Consider the following 22651-nt stretch of genomic DNA (forward strand, 5'->3'; position numbering starts at 1 on the left):
ATTCTTGAGTCTTAGGAGTCTGAAATGAGCCAAGTCACTATTCGTTCCGTGGTCTATCAGGTCGATGGCCAAACCTATGAAAGCCGTCTGGCGTTCGATGCCAGCCAAAAGGGCGTACGCCCGGGCCTGTTGATGGCGCCTAACTGGATGGGCATCGGCGCGGGGGCTGAGAAGATTGCCGAGTCCGTGGCCGCCAAAGGTTATGTAGTACTGATTGCTGACCTCTATGGTCAGACAGTTCGCCCACAAAATGGCGACGAGGCGGGCGCGGCGATGATGCCGTTGAAGAATGACCGGCCCCTGCTGCGCAAGCGGATGCAGGCGGCGTTCGAGGCGCTGCAAAGCCAAGGCGAAGCAGCCGTTGATACCTCGAAACTGGCGACCTTCGGTTTCTGCTTCGGTGGTTGCTGCTCACTGGAGCTGGCCCGCACTGGCGCGCCATTGAAAGCTGCGGTGTCGTTCCACGGTACGCTGGATACACCGAATCCGGCGGATGCCAGGAACATCAAAGGCTCGGTGCTGGTTTTGCACGGTGCCTCTGATCCGTTGGTGGCCAAAGAACAACTGCCTGCTTTCGAAGACGAGATGAATGCGGCCGGTGTCGATTGGCAACTGCTCAGCTACGGCGGTGCAGTGCATTCCTTCACTGATCCGAACGCGAATGTGCCGGGCAAGATGATGTACGACGCCAAGACCGCGAGCCGGGCTTTTATGTCGATGCACAACTTGCTGGATGAAGTGTTCAAGGGCTGATCCCCACAACTGTCAAATCTGGTTGCCAGTTCTATCGCCATCGCGAGCTTGCTCGCGATGGCGATAGAACTGGCGCCAGAGAATAGCGGGACGATCTTCAGCTCTAGAGCAGGGTCGGTTCGCTTCGCTTTACGGGCAATTCAATCCGCTCACTCTCACCCGGTACTGTCGGCCAATCCCCGGCCGCCCAGCGTGCGCGGGCCTGGTCGATCAATGCGGGGTCGCTGGCAACGAAGTTCCAGTTGATCCGGCGCGGCCCGTCCATTGGGGCGCCGCCAAACAGCACCGCATGACAATCGCTTTCAGCGAACAGGGTCATGACTTCCCCGGGAGGCAAAACCACCAGCGAGTGCACTTCAACAGGCTCGCCGTTCAGTTGTGCGTCACCGTCGAGCACATACAGTGCACGTTCTTCATGTTCATCGGGGATCAGCAACGTTGTCGCCGTTTGCAGGTGCAGTTCGGCGTACAGCGTAGGGGAGAGCACCGGCACCGGTGACTTCAGGCAAAAACCTGAACCGGCAATCATCCGGATCTTCACCCCGAGGTTGTCGCTGACCGGCAGGGTGTCGGCGGGGTAGTGGCTGTAATGGCTTGGGCCTTGTTCGTGTTCTTTTGGCGAGGCCAGCCAGATTTGCAAGCCGTGCATGCTAAAGCCGCTGGCCTTGAGTGCTTCAGGGGTGCGCTCGACGTGGGCGATGGCGCTGCCGGCAGTCATCCAGCTGACGTCACCCGCTTTCACCAGCTGATTCGAGCCAAGGCTGTCCTTGTGCTGGATTTCTCCTTCGAACAGATAGGTCAGAGTGGACAGGCCGATATGTGGATGCTGACGGATATTCATGCCTTTGCCTGCCGGATAGCGGGTTTCGAGCATGTGGTCGAAAAACACGAAAGGTCCAACGCTACGGCACTTGGCCGACGGTAGCGGGCGCAGGATCGGTTGTCCTTCGACATCCTCTTCACGCGGGCGGATCACGGTCAGTGTGTTCATGATGCATTCCAGACTCAGCGGGTTATACGACAGAGCATAACCTGCTGAGACGGCAGCTGCCGCTACTGTCTTTGCAGCGCTCACAGGGGATTGTGTCGGGTCGAAAGACTGTCTGCGAGTCGCGAGCTTTTCGGTTGGTGGTTGACTTGAACACGATGGTGGTGCGGTTTTCGGGATGAGCCTCAGCTAGGTCTGGCGATACGGCACAGGCCCCGGTTGAGGCAACCGGGGTGAGAGCAGCAACAGATCGATTTCCTCTGCGCTGACGGCTTCGCTAAAAAGGTAGCCTTGCATTTCATCACAACCGTTTTCACGCAGGAAGGTTTGCTGCTGTTCGGTTTCGACACCTTCGGCAATGATCTTGAGGTTCAGTTTGTGTCCCAACGAAATCACTGCGGTGGCGATGGCCCTGTCATTCTCGTTATCGGGGAGGTCGCGCACGAAAGACTGGTCGATCTTCAGTCGAGCGATCGGGAAAGTTTTCAACGCGGCGAGACTGGAGTAGCCGGTACCGAAGTCGTCGATCGAGAGGCGGATCCCCATCGATTGCAGTTCCTTCATCTTGATGATGGCTTGCTGAAGGTCTTGCATGATCAGGCTTTCGGTCAATTCCAGTTCAAGGTACATCGGGTCCAGTCCGGTTTCTTGCAAGGCATGCCTGACCCGGCTGATCAGATCCCTTTCGATGAATTGGCGCGCTGAAATATTCACCGACATGGTGATCGGCGGCTTGCCCGCGTCCTGCCAGGCCTTGTTCTGCTGGCATGCGGTGTGAATCACCCAGTCGCCGATGGGCACGATCAAACCGGTTTCTTCGGCCTGCGGAATGAATTTGCTCGGAGACACAATGCCGAGCGTGGGGTGATGCCAGCGGATCAGTGCTTCTACACCGATAATCTGACCCGACTGTAGATCCACCTGTGGCTGGTACAGCAGCAGGAATTCGTTATGTTTGATTGCATTTCGAAGCCCGTCTTGCATGACGAGCTTGCCCTGAACTTTGTTATTCATCTCACTGGTATAGAACTGGTAACTGTTGCGACCCAGTTCCTTGGCTCGGTACATGGCGGCGTCAGCATTGCTGAGCAAGGTATCGGTATCGTCACCGTCGGCAGGGTAGGTGGCCAAGCCTATGCTGCAGGTGACGTGGAGTGTGTGCCCGCTGAGCTGAATCGGCTCCAGGATTGCTTCCTGGATCTTGTGCAGGGCCGGAGTAATGCCGTCGAGGTTGGAAGGCTGGTCGAACAGGATGATCACAAACTCGTCACCACCCAGGCGCACCACGGTGTCGGTACGACGGACGCACTCCAGCATGCGCTGGGCGACAGTTTTCAGCAGTTCGTCTCCGGCGCTGTGCCCCAGGCTGTCGTTCACCAGCTTGAATTTATCCAGATCGAGGAACACCACCGTCACCAGGCGGCTGTAGCGCTGAGCGTAAAGTATCGCCTGTTTGAGACGGTCTTCGAGCAGAGTGCGATTGGGCAGACCGGTCAGCGCATCATGGTCGCCCATGTAGCGGATACGCCGTTCGGTGTGTTGGCGTTCTATCGCGATGCCGGCAAGGTGCGTCGCCATGTCAATCAATTGCGTTTCGGTCGAACTCGGGCTGCGCACGGTGCTGGAATACAGGGCCAATGTGCCCAATACTTTTTGCTCATGGGACAGAATCGGCGTCGACCAACAGGCGCGAAATCCATAGGGCGCAGCGATTGAGCGGTACTCCTCCCAGAGCGGATCTTGCTCGATATCCGTGACGATGACCGGTTCTCGTCGATAGACAGCGGTGCCGCATGAGCCGACTTTCGGGCCGATCGCAATCCCGTCAATGAGCTGGGTATAGGCCTTCGGCAGGCTGGGGGCGGCCCCATGCAGCAGGTGCTTGCCATCTTCGTCCAACAGCAGGACGGACACCATCATCCCCTCCAGTTGTGACTCAACCAGGTGAGCAAGGCTGTCGAGGACTTCTTCAAGCTCGGTGCTCCTCGCGATCAGCTCGAGAACATGACCTTGTCCGGCACGGATGACGGCTTCTTGCTGTAATTGGGTGTTTTGTATTGCGAGCCGCTCTTTGGCGGTACTCAACTGGGTTGTTCTGCTTTCCAGCTGATGACGATTTTTGAGGAACTGATTCACCGCACGGGCCATGTTGCCAATCTCGTCCTTCCCATGCTCCACCATCATCAATTGCGCGTCGTCGACCTGCTCCTGGCGCAGTTGCCGGCTTATTTCATTCAGACGCGCGAGTACATGGCGCCCCATGAACACTCGGCTCACAAACCAGGCGAGGACCAGGCTGGCGCCCAACATAATCAGCACCCATTGCTGGCTGCGATTGGAGGCCTCGACCAGCCGCTGCACGGCTTCGCGATAGTCTTCGGTGTAAGCACTGGATTGTGCACGGGCCACGGCGACCAGCATGCCGGCCTGATTTCTCAGTTCCTCATGAAAGCGTTGTATTACATCGTGCTGGTTGATGAGCCTCAGGCGCTGGGAGAACAGATCGGGTGTATCGAGGTACGCGTCGGGAAACTTGCTTGCGGTACGTGGCATGTGCTCATACCGGGTACGCAGCTTTTGCACGGCGTTACTGTCATTGGCCTGCGGCAGATCGTAGAGTAAAACCGCCAGTTCCAGGCTGGCCCGGGTCTGGGCGCCGGTTAATTGGGCGATGCGATCCTGCAGGGTTTGCTCGAACGTGACTTCGGTTTGCAGCAAGCTTTCTCGCAGCTGTGCCACGATGTTGGTGGTATTGCGGAACAACTGACTCGACTGGTGCATGTCAAGTATGGCCACACCATTGTTCGCGGCCGTCAGCTGCAGCACCAGTCGATCAAGCGCTTCAAGCTGTTCGACTGTCGCCGCATAGCTTGAACGCAGGGTGTCGGAAGAGCGAGTTGTCAGTAGTTGATCGGTCTGGCGTTCGATCAGCAACGTGTTCAGCAATATGTCCTGTCCATATTGCATGCGGACCAGTCGTTCATCCGTCAGCTGCCGGGTGGCGCTGTTTGACGTTCGCAAGGCGTAGACTGCCGTCGCGCCACCCGCCAGGATCAGCAGGGCCAGCGCCAAAAAAGCCAGCGTGAACTGTGCGCGTAGCGATTGCGGTAATAGCTGGCGATACAGACTTGCGAGCCGGGAAGTCACGTCCAATGTCAGGGATTCCATAGGTGGCGATAGATGTCTCGGTAACCATTGTCAGGGTCGTACTGAAAATTTTTCCCGCCGTCGAAGGCGATATTGTCGGCATTGACCAGGTGAATCGGTGCCACGAAACCGCTCACCGGCTGCCCGGCAAACAGCCGGTTCAATTCATCCACCACTTGCCAGCCATGCAGGTTGAGCGGCTCGGCGACCGTAACGGTCTGGTAGGTCTTTGCGTGTATGCGTAAAAAGGCCGAAGCGCTGCCATCGCCGGCAGACAACAGACTGATTGCGTCACTGGGTATCCCGGCGCTGGTCAGTGTGGCAATCGAGTAGTCAAAATAGATATCGTTGATGGCCAGCGTATGGGTCCAGCGCTTGCCGTAGCGCCGAAGCAGCTCCTTGGTGATCACAGGCATTTTCTCGCCACTTTCCGAGATCGCTACATCGCGTACTTCCAACAACGTGCATTCCTGGCAGGCCAGGATGACGCTCTCCATGGCTTTGGCTTTCGCCGTAGCGATGCTGTATTTGGAGTCAGTCAGAATGACGACGCCGGCATGTCCGTTTGACTGTGCGACTGCCGCCATGGCCGTGAGGCGAGCCACCTCCAGCGGGTCCGTCGTGACGTTCATGGCCACCTGTGTGCCACGAATGGGGCCGGGCTGCGCCCCTGCATGCCAGCCAACCACCGGCACACTCTGGCGGGCGAAGAGCGTCAGCGCCGCATTGTTCTCAAGGGCATCGGAGCCGCACAGAACGAGGCCATCGGGTTTCGCTGCCAGGGCATCGGCAAAGGCCTTCGCACGCCCGACGACTGATCCACCACCATCGAATATCTTCAGTGTCCAGCCCATCGCCGAAGCCGCCTCGCGGGCACCCTGTGCGACACCGACAATCCCGCCGTTACGTAAATCTTCTGCGACAAAGGCAATGCTCTTGCCCCGCTGAGCAGACGGGCCGGAAGCTGGGCCGCTCCAGCGAACGGCTTCAAGGGTGGCTTTGGAAACGATTTGCTGCGCCTGAATCACCGTAACGTTTTCGACGTCCGCTGCGATTGGCGGATTCGGTAAATTCTGGCTATATCCGGGAGCTGCCGTAAGAAGACAGAAGGCTGCAATTGAAGAACCCTTGAATATCCAGAGGCTGCGCAAGCCCTTGGGTTTATCAGCGCATGTGGTGCCTGGCCAGGAGCCGACGGCGCGATCATATTCTGGCATGGCGTCCCTTTTCGCTGAGAGTGCAGCAGCGCTGACTGTCCGCGAGGACCGTCGAGTCTGCTGTCTTCAGGTCTTGTGTGGGTAAAGTGCGCGAACTTTAGTCCTGAACATTCAGGAAAAGGGGCAGGGTCCGTGGCACAAGACAAAGGACGAAGGCCAAATAACATCGTTGACTACATCAGGCGGTTTTACAAGGTTTCAAACCGATGGACGTGAAAGTGATGTTTGTCTCAGCGGGATATACGCCAGCGCATAACCCGCTGAGACGGCACCTGCTTCTACTGGCTGAAAGCGCCTTCAGACAGAAGGGTTTCGATAGTGACTTCAGTGGTAGTCATCAACTTGTGCACCGGGCAACGATCAGCCACGCGATGCAGTTCTTCACGCTGGGCGTCGGTGAGCACACCCTTCAGGGTGAGCTTGACCTGCAGACCGTATTTGCCTTTCTGCTCCTGGCTGTTGTCGTGCTTGACTTCGACGGTGACGCCAGTCAGCGGGATGCCTTTCTTTTGCGCATAGAGCTTGAGGGTCAGGGCTTTACAGGCACCCAGCGCAGCGTCGAAGTAATCATGGGGCTCTGGCGCAGAACCCTCGCCGCCCTGGGCCTTGGGCAGGTCGGTGAAGAGTTCATGGTCGTCGATCTGGATGCTGTGACGAAAACCTTCGCTGGATTCGGTATTGACGGTAATGGTCATGGGAAACCTCATAGGCAGTGAGAAAGGTCGCGCACCAAGAGCGGATCGCGCGGCAGGAAACCGCATTCAGTTATAGAGCATCTGCTCCTTGAGGCGTTCCACTTTTTTGCGCTGAACCTGTTCGCGCAGATGTTGAGCCCGCCATGTTCTATGCAAATTCATATTGAGGCAAAGCCGCTAACCTGACGCTAAATCGCTTTGGCAAACCTGCCAACGATATCGGCTTGGACTGCGTAATAGTATGCAAGCTGTTTCAATATGCAGCGCTGAAATATTAATGGGGTATTGCGGGTAAGAAATATTTTGAGAGTAACTTTGTCCGCTGTGTGATGCGCAGGTGCGGAAGTAATCATATATCGAAAAACGAAGCGGCAATAAAGAGCTTGATGTATCCAAAGGACGACTGGTTGGGTTAAGAAATCCTACAAGCGATAAAGGCTTATAAGCTCCGTAATGATCAGTTACGAGGCGGTTGGAAATATTTGGATGGACAGTGCGCAAGTCGGTGAGCTTTACAAGGGGATTTTGGATTACTAAGATTTAAGGGGTGGGCTAAATTTAATGATGTGGGGCGGGGTATTAAGTGAGCGGTTTATACGAATCTTGATATTAGCCATTTAGTGCAGGGTCTTGTATTGATGAGTAACAGCGATTTTGGCAACGCTCTCTTGAGCAAGTACGAGGATGTCAGTGTTCTATTTCCTGGTGACAGTACTTATGCGGAAGCCAGGCAGGTCTATAATCGAATGCACGATCTTTATCCCTTAATGATAATTCGGACAATGAATCGGTCGGCCTTGAGGGAACTCGTTAATTTTGTGGCGTTCAATGACATTGAACTCGCGATCAGAGGCGGTGGACATCATATTGCTGGGTTCGGCTCTACACAAGGAGGGATACTTCTTGATTTTTCACCTTACAAAGATGTTGTGATTGATGAGGTAAAGGGGATTGCGAGCATTTCCCCAGGTGCTCGTTTAAGTGATGTGGACCTTGCACTTTGCCAAAGAGGGTATGTCATACCTACCGGCACGGTAAGTGATACAGGCATTGCTGGATTGACATTAGGTGGCGGTATTGGATGGCTTCTGGGCACGTTAGGGTTTACGTGTGAAAATTTGGTGGGGGCCGATGTGCTATTGGCGACTGGTAATATCGTCAGAGCCGAAGATCCAGGCTATGAAGATCTACTGTGGGCGCTCCGGGGCGGGGGAGGGAATTTTGGTGTTGTACTTGAATTCAGATACACCTTGTCGAAACTGCCCACTGTCTATTGCGGAACAATAGAGGTGTTCGACAGCGATATCAAAGATGTTTTCAATAACCTGATTGTTTATCTAGACAAGCATTGTCCGCCGAATCTGGTTGTTGCACCTGTGCTTCAATACTTGGGAGACAAGGGAGGATGTAGACTTTCTATTGATTTTTGCCTATGTGATTCAACCGATCTTTTGGAAATAAAGACGTTTGAGGAGTATTTGGGGTCAACGATAAAGCATGTCTTTATGACGAATGATTATGTGTCATGGCAATCGTGGTCCGACGAACGATTTTCGCAGCCGATGAGAGGGTACTGGAAGTCAGTGTGTCCTGAAGTCATGGGGGCAGATATATCGCGTTTGTTATTGGAGTGGGGGGAGGGGATGCCAGGTTCAAATTGCAATATAACTATCGAGCATTTTAACCCGTCTCGAAGGCAGCAACGACCCGGAGAGTCGGCATTTCCGCTACTGGATAAAGAGTATGGCATTCTATTTTCTGCCCGATGGACGTCTTTAAGTGACGACTCGATGTACATAGGGTGGGTTAAAGAAGCGGCAGACTCCATAATGCATGGGAGGGGATATTCTTCATATTCGAACTATACATCTGGCGAAGAAAAAAATAGTAAGTTGGTTTTTGTAAGTGATGAGGGTAGGTTGCTCACAACAAAGAAAAAATATGACCCGGCCAATATGTTTAGGCGTAATCACAATATTGCAAGGCAGCAGGATGTGTCGTGAGATCTTGATTTTGCTCGAAGCGTCACGACGCTTCGTTTCACTCTTCACTCCACTCTAGACGAACACAACTCGATTCTACATGCGCACAACTCCTAGAGAAACCTTAAAAAGAGAAAATACTAATGTGTGGAATACTCGCTGTGTACTCTCCAGTCGCCGACATACAACTCGATTACATCGAAAAAGCAATTGCAGAGCTAAATCATCGAGGGCCAGACTTTAACAGTAGTTATATTTCTGGCGATAAAAAAATCGCCCTTGGGCATACACTATTAGCGATTGCTGATACTCCTCAAAAAAGCCAACAACCTATTAAGTTTGAGCATTTGAGGATGACCTATAATGGGGAGATATATAATGTATCAGAGATAAGGCAGGATTTAATTTCAAGAGGTGCGACCTTGGCGACCACTTCTGATAGTGAAGTGCTGATCAAGGCAATATATTATTTTGGTCTGAGTTATCTGAGTAAAATAACAGGTTGCTATGCATTCGTGATTTTCGACAGCAGACTGAGTACTCTGTTTTTTGGGCGTGACCCGTATGGAGAAAAGCAACTGGTCTGGACGCAGACTAGTAGCGGGGTGGTAGCCATCAGTTCAGAGTCCAAAGCGCTCTCGCACATCCCCGGTGTCAGTTTGAATACCAATATCAAACGTGTGTGGCAAGATTTTATCTTCGGTTTTTATGCTCCTCGCGATGAAACCTATTTTGAAAATATCCATAATTCTGAACCTGGTATGATTTATGTCGTAGATTCCTACGGAAAAGTAGTTGAACACTTGAAAATCAATTCTACTGCTCAGGTCTGCTATACCGACGAGGGCCTGGTTAACGCATTGTCTTGCGCGGTTAAAAGCCAGATCCCTGATAGATTTCCGTCTGCTGTGATTTTATCTGGTGGATTGGATAGCAGTATAATCACAACCTTGCTTGATAAGCAGACCGTTAATATCAAAGCGTTCACAGCCTATTATCAAGGTACTGAGAGCGAAGATTTTTCTAGTGCAAAAAAACTGGTAAGTACTCTAAAGAATACAACATTACAGCCAGTTTGCGTCTCTCATGATGATGGGAAGAATCTGCTGTCTAAAGTTACCTACTCTTTGGAAGAACCCCTTTTAGATCAGGTTTATATCTCTCAGTACTTACTCTACAAAGCGGTGTCAGAAAAGGGGCTGCGGGTTGCACTAAACGGTCAAGCGGCAGATGAGTTTTGGTGTGGATACAACCAGCACTACGATTTTCCTGCTCAATGCGACGCGATACTTAATCATCAATGGCAGGAATATTATTTCGAGAGAGCTATTAACTCGGGACTGGGTCTGATCCTTACTGATTCTGAAATAAAAACTCTTATTGAGGAGCACCTACCAGACACGACGGATGAAGACCCATTAGAAGTACTTACACAATTTTCAATAAAAAATCACCTCCGAGCGATGCTCTGTCATGAAGATCGACTGTCCATGGCCTCATCCGTTGAAGTTCGTCTTCCCTTTTTAGATAGAAGCGTCACAAGCTTGGCCTTGAGTTTGGCCGCAAAAGAAAAAATAATTAATGGGATTGAAAAAATGCCCTTGCGAAGAGCGTTTGCCAACACGCTACCTCGTGAAATAGCGCAGCGACGTAAACTGGCTTTTCCTGACGCTCCTGCAAAAAACTATAATGAAGTATTAACGTCCCAGAGTAACACCAACTGTTTCAACGGTGTTTTTTCTCACGATGATTTTGAGCAATTCAAACTGCACGGAAAAAGTCCATGGGTAATGTTTGGAGTGAATACGTTCAATAATTCGTTCAATAGTTGAAGGTACTTTGCCGATAATTTCATTTCATGTATATCTAGTCCTTGTAGGTTTGTGTTCAATCCGTCGAATAATTATTTGATAAGAAGAGCATTGCACAACTCAATCATAAATCGCCGAACGGAGCTATAATCTTAAATGAAAACTCTACCTGATCCTAAAAATAATAATTTGACCGAGCTTGAAGTTTTTGGCTTGTCTGCCCAATACAACCTTGCGGACGGCCATAGTTATATTTCGGCTAAGACGCATTTCAATTCTGTATTGTCAGGCTTACCTGAGTTGTGGGATAACGCAGTCGAGACAACCATTCCGGAAATGGAGATACTTTTTAAAAATAAATTTTCCGAGTATTTCAACCTGAACGGTTTGAGGAAACACGAGCATTTTTCGGTTTGTCCCACCGCGTCCAATAGTATAGATATTGTCGGTGCGTGGGCGCGCTCAATGAATTACAAGATCGGACTCGTCGAGCCGACATTTGATAACCTTGCTCAATTGTTGCGGCGCAGAGAAGTAACGCTCGAGGCCATTCCTGAAATGGTATTTGCTGATTTGGACTTGCTGGAAGAAGTTGCCCAGGATAAGCAGCTTGATGCGTTGTTTATGGTCAATCCCAATAATCCGACTGGGGTTGTTATTGACGCTGTCATGATGTCGAATATTATTGAAATGTGCTATCGACACGACATTGTCTTGATACTCGATACCTCCTTCCGGTTCTGCCACCAGACCCACATAGACGAATACGCGATCCTCATTGATAAGGGGTTGTCATTTATCATTTTAGAGGACACCGGTAAGCAATGGCCGACATTAGATACCAAGGCCAGCCTACTTTCGTATAGCGCAGATTTGGCGCGTGACATCCGGAATATTTATGAGGAAGTGTACCTGTGTTGCTCAAATTTTTCATTGAGAGTGATCATTGCATTTATCGATGCGACCCTAAAAAAGGGTGGGCTTTCTTATATGCATTCGATCGTCATTAAAAATATTGAGATTGCACATTCGGAACTCGCCAATTCTTTGGTCACCATTGAGACGGCGGAGCCAGACTCCACCATGACCGTCATGTGGCTCAACATTGAGAGAACAGGATTCTCTGACCTTGAATTGACTAATTATCTTGCCAAGTATGACGTTGCGGTCTTGCCAGGGAGATATTTTTATTGGAACAGCCATCATGTCGCGGGACATAATCGCATCAGGATTGCTCTCATGAAGCCGGATGAGCAATTCGGATTTTCGATGTCGCGTTTAAAACAAGCGTTAACAGATCTTGAGGCGTTCAAGGCTTCGAAAAATGAGTGTTTAGCGGAGATTCCAGAATGAGAAAAGTTCTGGTTACTGGAGATTTTGAGATCGGAGAAGACGTATTTCCAATCGGCTTCGAACTCGTTCATATTCGAGGCCCAGTTGATGAGCAGCAAATTCTAGATGTCTTACCTGATGTGCAAGACTATATCCTGGGTGGGCCGGAATTTTTGTCTGCTCGCCTGATTGACGTCGCCGCTCGGCTAGAGAACGTAGTCGTGATGGGAACCGGTATCGCCAGCTTCGTAGACATAGAGCACGCTACAAAAAAAGGCATTCGATTAGCCAATACACCCAACATGAACTTTCAGGCAGTGACAGAGTTTACACTGGCCATGATCACTGTCTGTTTGGCAAAAGTATTTGAAAGTGTCGAGAGTGTCAAAGAGGGAACCCGGTGGATTCAAACACCCAGGCCTTCATTATCGAACTTGAGCTTTGGCTTTGTTGGCATGGGTACCATCGGTAGTGATATGGCTCATCAGCTCCACCTGCGAGGGTGTAGAAGCATGCATTACTGGTCTAGAAGCCGGAAAGTCGAGCTGGAGGCGTCATTGGATTTACGATACAGCTCTCTGGTCGATATTGCTAACACTGTTGATGTCCTATGCATTCATCTTACAAGTTGTGCCGAAACTCGCTACCTTATTGATGAGGTTTTGTTAAAAAACGCATCACCAACGCTGATGATCTTCAATATGTCCAGTCCAAAAATAATTTGTCCGATCGCACTTAAAAATTATCTCCGGTGCAACACAGAGGCGTTCTGTTTTATTGATGGCTACTACAATGAATGGGTAGATAATAAAGGGCAGCATGATGATCCACATGGCTTGCTTTCTCTGCCCGTCAGGAGTCTGGTTGTGACCTCGCACCTAGCGGCTCAGGAACAAGAAACCCTCAATATTATATTTGCTCGGGCGGCGACGCGGGTTCTTGAGTTTGCCTATGACGATGTAAAATGATGAATCGATTGCATTAGTGTACTTGCTGCTAAAAACACAAATACGAGTGCCTATTTCCAATTAATACTAAAGTCAGGGTTGCTCGTCATAAAGTTTACTTGCTGTTACAGGCTGTATACCTAGCAATAAAGGTGTCTAAATATGGCCGAAATATTCATTATCTTATTTCAACTTCACTTGCATATCCACTTTCTGTAGATTTGTTTTCGCCATAAACCGTGTCAGAAAATACAATAAAAATAATTAATCCTATTGGGGGATGTGAGTGGAGAGCTATACAGTGTAAAACCGTTATTGCTAGATGATATTGAGCATCTAACCGAAATACTTGATACCGCCGCGAAGAATTCAGGAGCAACCTTTTGTGGGCGCGTCAATAAAATTTCCTCCTCAAGGTGCAACTATTTTTTGACAATTCATATTCCTTACTTCACTTCTAGGCTGAGCGTGGGTCTTATAAACGTCATCCCAAGGATGCTGGACGTAAGGCTATTCTGAAGCAATCTTGCGTCGAAATAGATGATCGAACACCATGAAGCATGAAGTTTAGTAATGTAAAAAAGCAGGCGTGGAAACTTTTAAATATGCTCAACACCCTATTGATATAGTAGTGCTGGCCACCACAGTCAATAGGATATCGTAACCTAAGTACAGGCAGGCTTTCCAATGGCCGATTTTTATACTTCAGAAAAAATCTATGGTTCGCAGCTGGAAAACGGCAACCTAATGCCAATAAAAAAACTGACAGAACAGGCATTTAGACCTCGAACCGACAATTACAAATTGCAAAGCGAAGCGCTCCAGTTCTGGTTTAAAAACTCGGAGTTGATGGACGATTTTTTACGCAAGTCAAAAGTAGAAATTCAGAAGTTCCAGTTGTCGAAAATTAAAAAACTGGTTGACAATGCGTACACAAAAGTTCCTTTTTATCGCGAGTTTTATGGGGCCGCTGGTTACGAAGTGGGAAATATCTCAAGCTTCTCCGACTTCGAACAACTCCCTATAGTCAACAAAGTACTCCTTAACAGTTTCGACGCAAGCGGCAGAGTAGACGATCCTGCGTTTCTTGAGCTCGCTAACACCTCTCGGACATCCGGCTCAAGCGGAAAACCGTTTACAGTTTATAGCGATAATGACGATATCATCCTGGACCATCTTCAAGTGCTGCGCTTCTATAATTCATGCTTGAAAACCCCGCTGCAGGAAAACGACTGGCTCTATATGCTTCATCACTCAGGTTTGGCATTTTCGTCGCTACACGGAAAATACAGAACCTTCCAATTACCCGATTTACTCCCACACACCCCATTGGGTGAGCACTTGCTTTTCCTGCGCCCCAAGCTACTCATAACATTACCCAGTTACCTCCCTCTGATACTTCAGCATAAGGTAGAGTTGAAAATGAGTGGGGTCGAGGCGATTTTAACCAACTCTGAGACAAGTACACAGCTTGAACGTTCGTATTATTCGAAAGCGTTAGATCTCCCTATATTTGACGAGTACAGCTCTGAGGAAATAGGGATGATTGCGACGCAATGTGCCTACGGTCAGTACCATGTCGTTGAAGATGGCGTATACCTTGAGATTGTAGATGCAGACGAACATGGTTTTGGTACTGTTGTCTGTACGGATCTTAATAATGAGTTCATGCCATTGATCAGGTTTGACCATGGGGATATCGCCAGGAAAACTGCAAATCATAAACGCTGCGAATGCGGTAGTGTCTGCACATCGCTTGATGAAGTCAACGGTAGAAGGGATGACGCTTTTCGTACTCGCGAACAAAGGCTTGTTCCCAGTGCGTCTATTCTTGCTGCAGTAGATGACATACTGGTTACGCCTGCTGACAAAGCGTTAGCGACATTTCGCTTAATACAAAAAGGCCCGGAAACAATAGAGTTGCTCACGCACTATGTTAACGCACCCTACAAAGCCATGGCAGAACTATTACAGCAGTTAAAAGAGCGGCTCTCTAGCTTGTTCGGTTACCCGATTATACTTTTACATCGAGAAGTTGACGTGCTGCCAGAACATAAGTCGTATAAGCGTAAAAGCCTTGTTCGAGAGTGGGGGGCAAATTAATCATGTCACTGGTCAAGCTGGAAAGTGTTTCTGTATCGTTTAATGGAGAAGCACTTTTTTCGAACCTGAACTTGTCCATCAATAGTGGGGACAGAATAGGGATTGTCGGTGATAACGGATCCGGAAAGAGTTCGTTGCTGCGCAGTATTGCAAAACATCTGGATGAATATGAAGGCAATATTACCCATTCCAGAGGTTTGCGCTATCAGTATGTAGAGCAGGGCTTTCCCGACCAATGGAATGAATCAACAGCCTTTGAGGTTTTGGCAAGCTGCTTATCTGACCCCGTTACTGACAGTTGGAAGGCGGAGTACATATTTGAACTGTTTAGCTTTCCTAAAGACTTTCGCTCTCTGCTTGTTGGTCACTTGAGCGGGGGCTGGAAAAAAATATTGATGATTGCCAAGGCAGTTCTTCTGGAACCTGATTTGCTGTTATTGGATGAACCGACGAATCATTTGGATCAATCCCATATTACCAATCTCATTCGTCTGCTTAGAGACAGTCATGTCATATCTACGTTTGCTGTGATCAGCCACAATCGGGATTTTTTAGACTCAGTAACAAAAAGTACTTTGTTTCTTCATGATAGGTCGTCTTCTTATTTCAATGCTTCTTTTACACAGGCTAGAAAGTTACTTATAGAGCAAGAACAGGCCTCTTCAAGCGCCAGAATTGAAGCAATAAGTGAAATTCACAGATTAAAAAAAAGCGCGCAGTTTCAACGCCAGTTAGGCGTGAATAACTATAGCGATAGGGCGTTGCAAAAGGCCAAGCAAATAGAGAAGCGGATTAAGGGACTCGAGGCTGTAGTGCCAGAGAAGCATATGTCACGTAAAAAAGAAATCACTTTGGCAGTTGAAGAGTTCACCGGCAAAAAACTTATACAGATCGATGATTTGACATTGCATTCATCTGAGGGTGCCTTACTGTTTTCTATCAAATTCTTGGCGGTTAACAGAGGTGATCGATTGGTAATTTCTGGAACCAACGGTTGTGGCAAAAGTACTTTACTCAGAGCTATTCTTTCTAATACGGAGTCCAGTATCAAACTTGGCCCTTCCGTCAAGGTTGGTGTTCTTGATCAAGAGTTCTCTTTATTACCACTAAAACTTCAAATTTTGGAATTTGTTACCACCTACTTTGAATCTGACCAACAGAAAGCTATTAATAGTCTCGCTTCCTCAGGCTTTTCTTACTTGGAGTCTCAAAAAAAAATTGGACAGCTTAGCTACGGTGAACGCGCACGCCTTGCCATGTTGACACTGCGCTTAAGTAATCCAAATTTTTTGATTTTAGATGAGCCGACCAATCATTTGGATATAAGCTCTCAAGAAATGCTGGAACGTGAAATACAGCGTCTTAATCCAGCGGCGATAGTTGTTTCTCATGATGTTAGATTTATAGAAAATATTGGAACTCGTTTTTATGAAATTTCAAACGGAATGTTTAGAGACGTCACTTCTCAGAGCAACAAAATCTCCAAAGCCATTCCTTGATATTTGACTAAGAAACTATAGGCGCCTATGGACAGTTTGATTAATATAAAGTCGGTCAACAAAAACTATTGTTTGGCCAGAGAGACAGAAGGTATTGCGGCATGGTGCAAGCAATTAATAAAGCCACAATATGAGACGTTCCAGGCACTGAACTCGATAGATTTTACTGTTCAAAAAGGTGCCGCGGTCGGGTTTATTGGTCCTAACGGGGCAGGTAAGTCTAGTCTGATAAAGATTTTGTGTGGAATACAAAAGCCTTCCTCAGGCTCTGTGAGGGTTCTTGGCTACGATCCAAGCCTCCGTGAAAAAGAGTTTCTCAATCAAATTGGTGTTGTGTTTGGTCATAAGACTTCGCTGTGGTGGGATCTGCCGGTCATAACGAGTTTCGACACTTATAGAGAGATTTACAGTATTAAGGATAATGACTACCGCGAACGTCTCGCCGAACTCACTGAAGCATTGAATCTTAGTAAAGTCCTTCATAAGCCGGTGCGTAATCTTAGTTTGGGGGAACGCGTAAAGTGCGAGCTGACGTTAAATCTCTTACATTCTCCAAAGCTTATTTTTTTGGACGAGCCAACTGTCGGGCTGGATGTTACATCCAAATACGAGATACGGAAGTATTTGAATTATAAAAGAAAGGTGGATGATCTTTCCGTATTTCTTACAAGTCATGATTTGGGAGACATTGAGTCCTGCTGCGACGATGCCATTATCATCGATAAAGGCAAAATACGGTTTGATGGCTCTATGAACGAATTAAGCGCAAATTTTAAAGCCAACGTAAAGTTAACCGTCAGTGCCCAGGATGCAACCCAGAGCGAAGCCCGTCTTCTAGTGTTCAAAAAGGCCATCAAAAAATTTCAGAACATAAGTATCCTTAACGATGGATCAAATCAAACGACCTACCTTATCCCAAAGAATTATTTAGGTTCAGTTTTCGATATGTTTCAGGGTGGTGTTTATGACCTAGAGGTCTCCCCCCTGGATTTTGAGAGCAATGTCGTGAATCTTTTCAAAACATGGTCTGGTGAGTGATTCGTGAATAGTGCAGCTTATTTTAAACTCGTGCAAACGGGTTTGCTCTCGGTGTATAGAGACAGGTCCATGTTGATTACGGACCTTGTGATCGCTACCGGCGTACCCTTTTTTATACAATTTGCCATTTGGCGATTTGTCTATGAGGGGGCTAGCGCCGATACGTTACCGCAATACAGTCTGGAGGAAACGTACCTCTATTATGTTGCTGTGTTGGCGCTCAATCGCTTAAATAATACCTACGATCTTATACTCAGGGTGTCCACACATGTGCATGAAGGACAGTTAGAAGGTATTTTCATAAAGCCGATCAGCTATTTTAAATACAATCTCTTTATTTTTCTCGGCGAAAGTATTCTCTATTATGTTCCCATCCTGATCATTGCTATTTTTGTGATGCTTTCTGAAACAGCGTGGTCCGGTGTCCTGGGATTCATAATGTTGAGTCTGGTAAATTTGTTCTTTTGTTTTTTATTGGGCTTTTTGATGTCGTTGTCTACATTTTGGTTGACTCGACCTGATATGACTCTCAGCTTTCAAGTCATTCTGGCAAGCGTAATTGGTGGCACCCTTTTACCCATCGCTTATTGGCCAGCCTACCTCCAACCTTTAATGCAATATAATCCCTTTCGACTGATAATCAGTGGCCCGGCAGAATTTTTGTTGCGTCCAAGTAGTGAATTGCTTATGGAGCTTTTGTGTCTCTATGTTGTTTGGTTTTTAATAATGCTGGTGGCCTGTAAAGTTACGTTTAAATTTGCCAGCAACAGGTATTCGGGAGCGGGTGGTTAAATGCACATACTCAATTTGATTAAAAATTCGGCAAAAGAAGAGGCGAGATACAAAGCTAATTTGTTGGGCGGAATTTTGGCGCTGGTCACGCTTTACAGCCTGCAGTTCATTTTTTTTGAAGTCATAAGCTCGTTTGTTGTCACTGAAGAAAAAAATGCCAACTGGCTGCTGATTTTTTTTATGTCGTATGCATTGGGAGGTTTGCTCGTAAAGTTTTTTAGCTCAGCAATCACGGGCTTCTTCCGGGAGCTAACCCGAGGAAGGATAGATACTCTATTGGTGCGACCTGTCAATTTACTTGTGTTGATCTTGTTCAGGTGGTGTCAAGTTTATTATCTATTGGTTGCGCTTCTGTTAATTATAATCTGTGTCATCTCGAATAAAATTGATTTTCATTTGTTTTTTGTCAGTGTGGTTAATACGGGACTCTATTTGTTTGCCCTTGTAGTTGGAGTGGTTGCCAGTGTTACTTTTCTTTTGGCACTCAACTCCTTCTCTTTCATTACCCAGCGTGACTTACCTGTTGATTATATTCACTCATCCATTTTTACATTTGCGCTACTGCCTTCAACTTTTTACTCAAAGACATTGTTGTATTTTCTTGTGGCGACCTTGCCAATGATTGTATTCGCTTCTGTTGCATTAGACGCGCTTTACAATGGCATGACCCCGTTCGTTTCGGTGTTTTTTTCTGTAGTGACGGTTGCATTCTTTTTTGTAGTCAGAATTGTTTATGGTTTTTTTAACCGTTTCGACAGTATAGGAGGATGAGACTATACGGTAAGGTTTGAATCATTCGTCGATAGTTGAGGTCTTCCCTCTTTGGGTTCCAGCGTCGGTGGCTTGGCTGTTAAATCAGGTCCTGAAAACTCTTGACTCTGACAGGGCGGCCTCATGGAGTTTCACTCTCTCAAAGCGCTTTTCGCGCAGTTAACTGATAGCCTTCCCCAAAATACTTTCAGTGTGACTTGGGGAAGGGTTGTCACCAGCATCTTTGAGGTCGCGCTCAATACCGCAGAGTTTATTAATTTGGTTTAGTGCGATTTCAGTCCTCACGTCTTGCCTTTTGGGCTGCACTTTTAGCGTCTCTACGAACTTGCACCGGGTATGGGCCCATTACTTACCGTTCCTACGGTCCGCTGGCTGGCATGCACATACCAGGATCGTCGGGGGCTATTGGGGAAAACTGGAAGCATTTGATACCCAATTCAACGAGGACAGACAAGTCGCCGGTAGGCTTTCGCAATCCCAAGGGTCTGGTAGAGGCATACTTTTTCGATTTTGGCATCGGGAAGTATCATGGCAGTGGGCCTCGGAAAGAGATCTTGCGCACAGCATCGAGCTTCATCTAACGGTTTTTATTGGTAAGTGATTAATTGGTTACAATGCACAGCCAGCCCGCTATGTCTGGAATGCAAAGGGGAAATATACTTTGAGCAAGATACGGCTAGCCCATGAGGCCCTAGCCTCACAGGTTGCCGGGTAAATGTTGCTCTGCGGTTGCGTCTGGTAATGCACTGTTGCCAGATAAGCCTCGAAGAGCTCAGCTATCAAAATCGCTTAAAAAACCACATAACGTGCTGACTACGATATCGACCAGACACTGCATCAAGTACGGATCTTCCTCGCCAATGGAGAACCGCAAATGAGCAGGCATGTCGTCAGCCATGGTATTAGCTGACACTCGAGTAGTTGAAAACCCATAGCTTGTCCCTTGGGTCATGGGAATGTGATTCTCACGACAACGCTGAAGCAACATGTGAATGAACTCTTCAAGACGTGTACGATTATTGAGCTTCGCTGCCTTCATTGTGATGGTTACCACACCTCCACCGTGTTGCCAGCCAAGCTCACGCCAATTCCATGGATAAGCCACATCAAGCCGGGTAGTAAGAAAGTTATTATCCAGAAGACCTTTTGTAAAGTGTCGAGCGTTTTTGCTCAACAGTTGCGCTCTACGCAAATACATTGATCGGTCGTATTCCGGAAATTTGGTCACACCAGACTGATACATGACGCCACCGGTACTCCTTCGACTGGTTGCTAACTGTGAGCTGTATTTTTTAGGCGCTACCACTATACCCGCCATTTGCATATCCAAGCCGAACTGCAAGTATTTACTTCCGCTCTCGTAATAAAGCACCGTTGGATGGTTCTCTGCCCCGAATATTTCAAATACATCAACACCGCCAGAGACCATAGTGCCGTCTATCACGAGCCATTTGTCTTTCCAGTCGTACGGCACGATTTTGCTAGCCAGAACCTTAAAGTCCAGAATGTTTAGGTTTCTGTCATTAGCCACTGGGTCTAGGAATATAACACTGGCATTCGTAGTCTGTACCAAGGCTACCAAGTCGTCGAGCTCCCATGAGCAGGAGCGAATTAACTCGACATGGTGAAGCCGCTCTAGCTGCTCAAATGCCTCGAAGTAGATGTAAGGAGAAGTAACTACTCTGGTACCCTTCAGAAAAACGCTACCTAACAGAAAACTTTCAATAATTGTGTAGGCTGCTTGCCCGGACGATGCCAGCAGCAAGTCATTTGTTTCATTATTAAAACCCAGGCTTTGTAAGAGGTTTATTTCCACCTCTCGTAACTGTATTGACCCGTAGCGATCATAGTTTACTGCGGAGCTGCTATTTTCTTGCGGATCAAAAAACATGATGCAGCCGCTTTGATTATTACTTGCACTGCACCAAGCGAGACTGTTTCGCAAGAATGCGTACTCTTGAATCATCAAGCGGTAAGCGTGACAAGCTGATGTGTGGGGTAGTTCTTGACTTGTCAGTCTGTTTAGTCGAGTCAGTGAGTTGGACGTCCTTTCCAGCACGTAGTCAATGCTACTTTGCTCAAGCGATAGTCCTTCTGTTATCGCAAACCTCTGGTGTCGTTCAGTTTCTGCTATTAGTTTTTCGAATTTTACTGTTAATTGCTGGAGCAGATCAGGCCAGATCTGATTTTTACCTGGAGGGAGAGCTTCAATTTGGTAAAGGCGTGTTGTTTCATTTTGTGCTGTTTTATTTTCTGAAGTCTCGGCTATCAATCGGGCGTCTTGTGCTACTTGATCGGCGAATGGTCGGTATTGTTTCCGCAAACTTGCGTTCCTTACACCCATCGTTACGTTTCCTAGGAGCTGTATGTTTAGATGCATTTATTGACCCCGAAACAATGTCATGCAAGGAATATACGTTCAATAGTTATTTAATTACTTGCTGTTCAAATAGTCAGGTTCGAATGTCTTCATGCGATGGGTTGCCCAGTGCCAGCCTTGGTGCGGCGCCCAAGTCGAGGTGATGAGCGGTACGCTCTACGGTGATATCTAGTTACACACTTCCATTTGATTGGCCTCTTCGCGGAGGTAGGTCTTTTGTCATGCCATCAATCGTAAAAATACAGCAGTTAAATTTTCGAAATAAAGAATCATCTAAAATTCAGATTGGACGTATTGCTGGATGTGAGTGATGCTGATTGTGTTTCGAGTGAAACTAATTATGTATCTTCAAGGATGAAGGGTTTTTTATGGTCGACTTCAATACGCTTTTGCCAGAGATGATCGTCTCTGATATTAAAAATAGTTTAAGATTTTATTGTAAGGTGATTGGTTTCAATGTTGAGTACGAAAGGCCGGAAGATGGCTTCGCATTCATTTCATATCACGGAAGCCAACTGATGCTGGAGCAAGACCGCTTCAAAGCGTCGCCTTGGCGAGTAGAGCCTCTGGAAAAGCCCTATGGGCGGGGGATGAATCTTTCAATCGAGTGCCCTGATGTTAATGCGTTGGTGAGGACCTTGGAGAAGTCTGGATACGCGCTGCGCAAGCCGGTAGAGGAGTTCTGGTATAGGGAGGGTAAACGGCTTCAAGGCGAGAGTAATTTCCTTGTGCTGGATCCGGATGGTTATTTGCTTCGATTTGCTCAGGATTTAGGTTCTAAACCTATAGGGCGGGACGAGCTCTAACGCCTGAGCAGGACTCATCGCTTTAGCAGGAGTTGGGAGGGGGCTTACCCGGTAATTACCCGGTAAAGTGATCTTTGATTCGCCACAGATTTTAATCTGATCGCTCAATTTGGGGCTGTCGTCAGCCTTTCACCCGGCGTCATGCCCTCGTGCTCCACATCATTCATCTCACACGTTTAGTCGCGCTGGTCGCGCTGATGATGCTCAGCCATCTGGCCAGTGCGTTTCATGGTGTTCCAGGGTCATCGCCTGCTGGCACGGCAGAATACGGCTGTGCGAGGGGCTTGGGCGGAGCACCGATGTTCTCGAATAGACCGCCAGGGTCCAGGTTAATAAATGCCCAATAAAAAACGCCCCGAACCAGTCGGGGCGTTTTTATGTGGCGAGACG

General features: G+C 48.0%; 16 protein-coding genes. 11 read left to right on the plus strand and 5 right to left on the minus strand.

Going from position 1 to position 22651, the window contains the following annotated elements; genetic code table 11:
- Positions 1-24: 24 nt before the first annotated feature.
- Positions 25-753 carry a dienelactone hydrolase family protein gene (locus tag ACN1C3_RS18225; protein WP_419117170.1) on the plus strand — a complete coding sequence of 243 codons (729 nt, stop codon included), beginning with the start codon at positions 25-27 and terminating at the stop codon, positions 751-753.
- Between the two features lie 103 nt (positions 754-856).
- Here ACN1C3_RS18225 and ACN1C3_RS18230 read toward each other — a convergent pair whose 3' ends face one another.
- From ACN1C3_RS18230 to ACN1C3_RS18245, 4 genes are all read right to left on the minus strand, one after another.
- Positions 857-1744 (minus strand): pirin family protein, encoded by an 888-nt coding sequence (locus ACN1C3_RS18230; RefSeq protein ID WP_419117171.1) that lies wholly within the window; start codon positions 1742-1744, stop codon positions 857-859.
- A 186-nt stretch (positions 1745-1930) separates the two neighbouring features.
- On the minus strand, positions 1931-4909 hold the full coding sequence (locus ACN1C3_RS18235) for an EAL domain-containing protein (protein WP_419117172.1): 2979 nt from the start codon (positions 4907-4909) through the stop codon (positions 1931-1933).
- The gene (locus ACN1C3_RS18240; RefSeq protein ID WP_419117323.1) at positions 4897-5916 is read right to left on the minus strand and encodes a substrate-binding domain-containing protein; all 1020 of its coding nucleotides are present in this window, start codon (positions 5914-5916) and stop codon (positions 4897-4899) included. The genes ACN1C3_RS18235 and ACN1C3_RS18240 overlap by 13 nt, the downstream gene beginning before the upstream one ends.
- 467 nt (positions 5917-6383) lie before the next feature.
- Positions 6384-6800, minus strand: coding sequence for an OsmC family protein (locus ACN1C3_RS18245; RefSeq protein ID WP_419117173.1), 417 nt, complete (start codon positions 6798-6800; stop codon positions 6384-6386).
- A 638-nt stretch (positions 6801-7438) separates the two neighbouring features.
- On the opposite strand from ACN1C3_RS18245, the gene ACN1C3_RS18250 reads away from it, so the two are divergent.
- The 9 genes from ACN1C3_RS18250 (at position 7439) to ACN1C3_RS18290 (ending at position 19075) form a co-directional block, all read left to right on the plus strand.
- Complete coding sequence (locus ACN1C3_RS18250; protein ID WP_419117174.1) at positions 7439-8803, plus strand: FAD-binding protein; 1365 nt, start codon at positions 7439-7441, stop codon at positions 8801-8803.
- Positions 8804-8925: 122 nt separating this feature from the next.
- Positions 8926-10614 (plus strand): asparagine synthase (glutamine-hydrolyzing), encoded by a 1689-nt coding sequence (gene asnB / locus ACN1C3_RS18255; protein WP_419117175.1) that lies wholly within the window; start codon positions 8926-8928, stop codon positions 10612-10614.
- 135 nt (positions 10615-10749) lie between these two features.
- The gene (locus ACN1C3_RS18260; RefSeq protein WP_419117176.1) at positions 10750-11946 is read left to right on the plus strand and encodes an aminotransferase class I/II-fold pyridoxal phosphate-dependent enzyme; all 1197 of its coding nucleotides are present in this window, start codon (positions 10750-10752) and stop codon (positions 11944-11946) included.
- Positions 11943-12893, plus strand: coding sequence for a 2-hydroxyacid dehydrogenase (locus ACN1C3_RS18265; protein ID WP_419117177.1), 951 nt, complete (start codon positions 11943-11945; stop codon positions 12891-12893). Before ACN1C3_RS18260 ends, ACN1C3_RS18265 begins: the two co-directional genes overlap by 4 nt.
- Positions 12894-13559: 666 nt before the next feature.
- On the plus strand, positions 13560-14975 hold the full coding sequence (locus ACN1C3_RS18270; RefSeq protein WP_419117178.1) for a phenylacetate--CoA ligase family protein: 1416 nt from the start codon (positions 13560-13562) through the stop codon (positions 14973-14975).
- Positions 14976-14977: 2 nt separating this feature from the next.
- Positions 14978-16474, plus strand: a complete 1497-nt coding sequence (locus tag ACN1C3_RS18275; RefSeq protein WP_419117179.1) for an ATP-binding cassette domain-containing protein — start codon at positions 14978-14980, stop codon at positions 16472-16474.
- 27 nt (positions 16475-16501) lie between these two features.
- Positions 16502-17512: an ABC transporter ATP-binding protein gene (locus tag ACN1C3_RS18280; RefSeq protein WP_419117180.1), complete on the plus strand. Its 1011-nt coding sequence runs from the start codon at positions 16502-16504 to the stop codon at positions 17510-17512.
- 69 nt (positions 17513-17581) lie between these two features.
- On the plus strand, positions 17582-18304 hold the full coding sequence (locus ACN1C3_RS18285; protein ID WP_419117181.1) for an ABC-2 family transporter protein: 723 nt from the start codon (positions 17582-17584) through the stop codon (positions 18302-18304).
- The gene (locus tag ACN1C3_RS18290) at positions 18305-19075 is read left to right on the plus strand and encodes an ABC-2 family transporter protein (RefSeq protein ID WP_419117182.1); all 771 of its coding nucleotides are present in this window, start codon (positions 18305-18307) and stop codon (positions 19073-19075) included. It begins immediately after the preceding gene.
- A gap of 772 nt (positions 19076-19847) precedes the next feature.
- Here the strand turns inward: ACN1C3_RS18290 and ACN1C3_RS18295 are convergent.
- Positions 19848-21398 carry a PLP-dependent transferase gene (locus ACN1C3_RS18295; protein ID WP_419117183.1) on the minus strand — a complete coding sequence of 517 codons (1551 nt, stop codon included), beginning with the start codon at positions 21396-21398 and terminating at the stop codon, positions 19848-19850.
- A 425-nt stretch (positions 21399-21823) separates the two neighbouring features.
- Between ACN1C3_RS18295 and ACN1C3_RS18300 the strand changes: the two genes are divergently transcribed.
- Positions 21824-22261, plus strand: a complete 438-nt coding sequence (locus ACN1C3_RS18300) for a bleomycin resistance protein (protein WP_419117184.1) — start codon at positions 21824-21826, stop codon at positions 22259-22261.
- Positions 22262-22651 lie beyond the last annotated feature (390 nt).

The sequence above is a fragment of the Pseudomonas sp. H11T01 genome (assembly GCF_048515765.1).
Lineage (GTDB): Bacteria > Pseudomonadota > Gammaproteobacteria > Pseudomonadales > Pseudomonadaceae > Aquipseudomonas.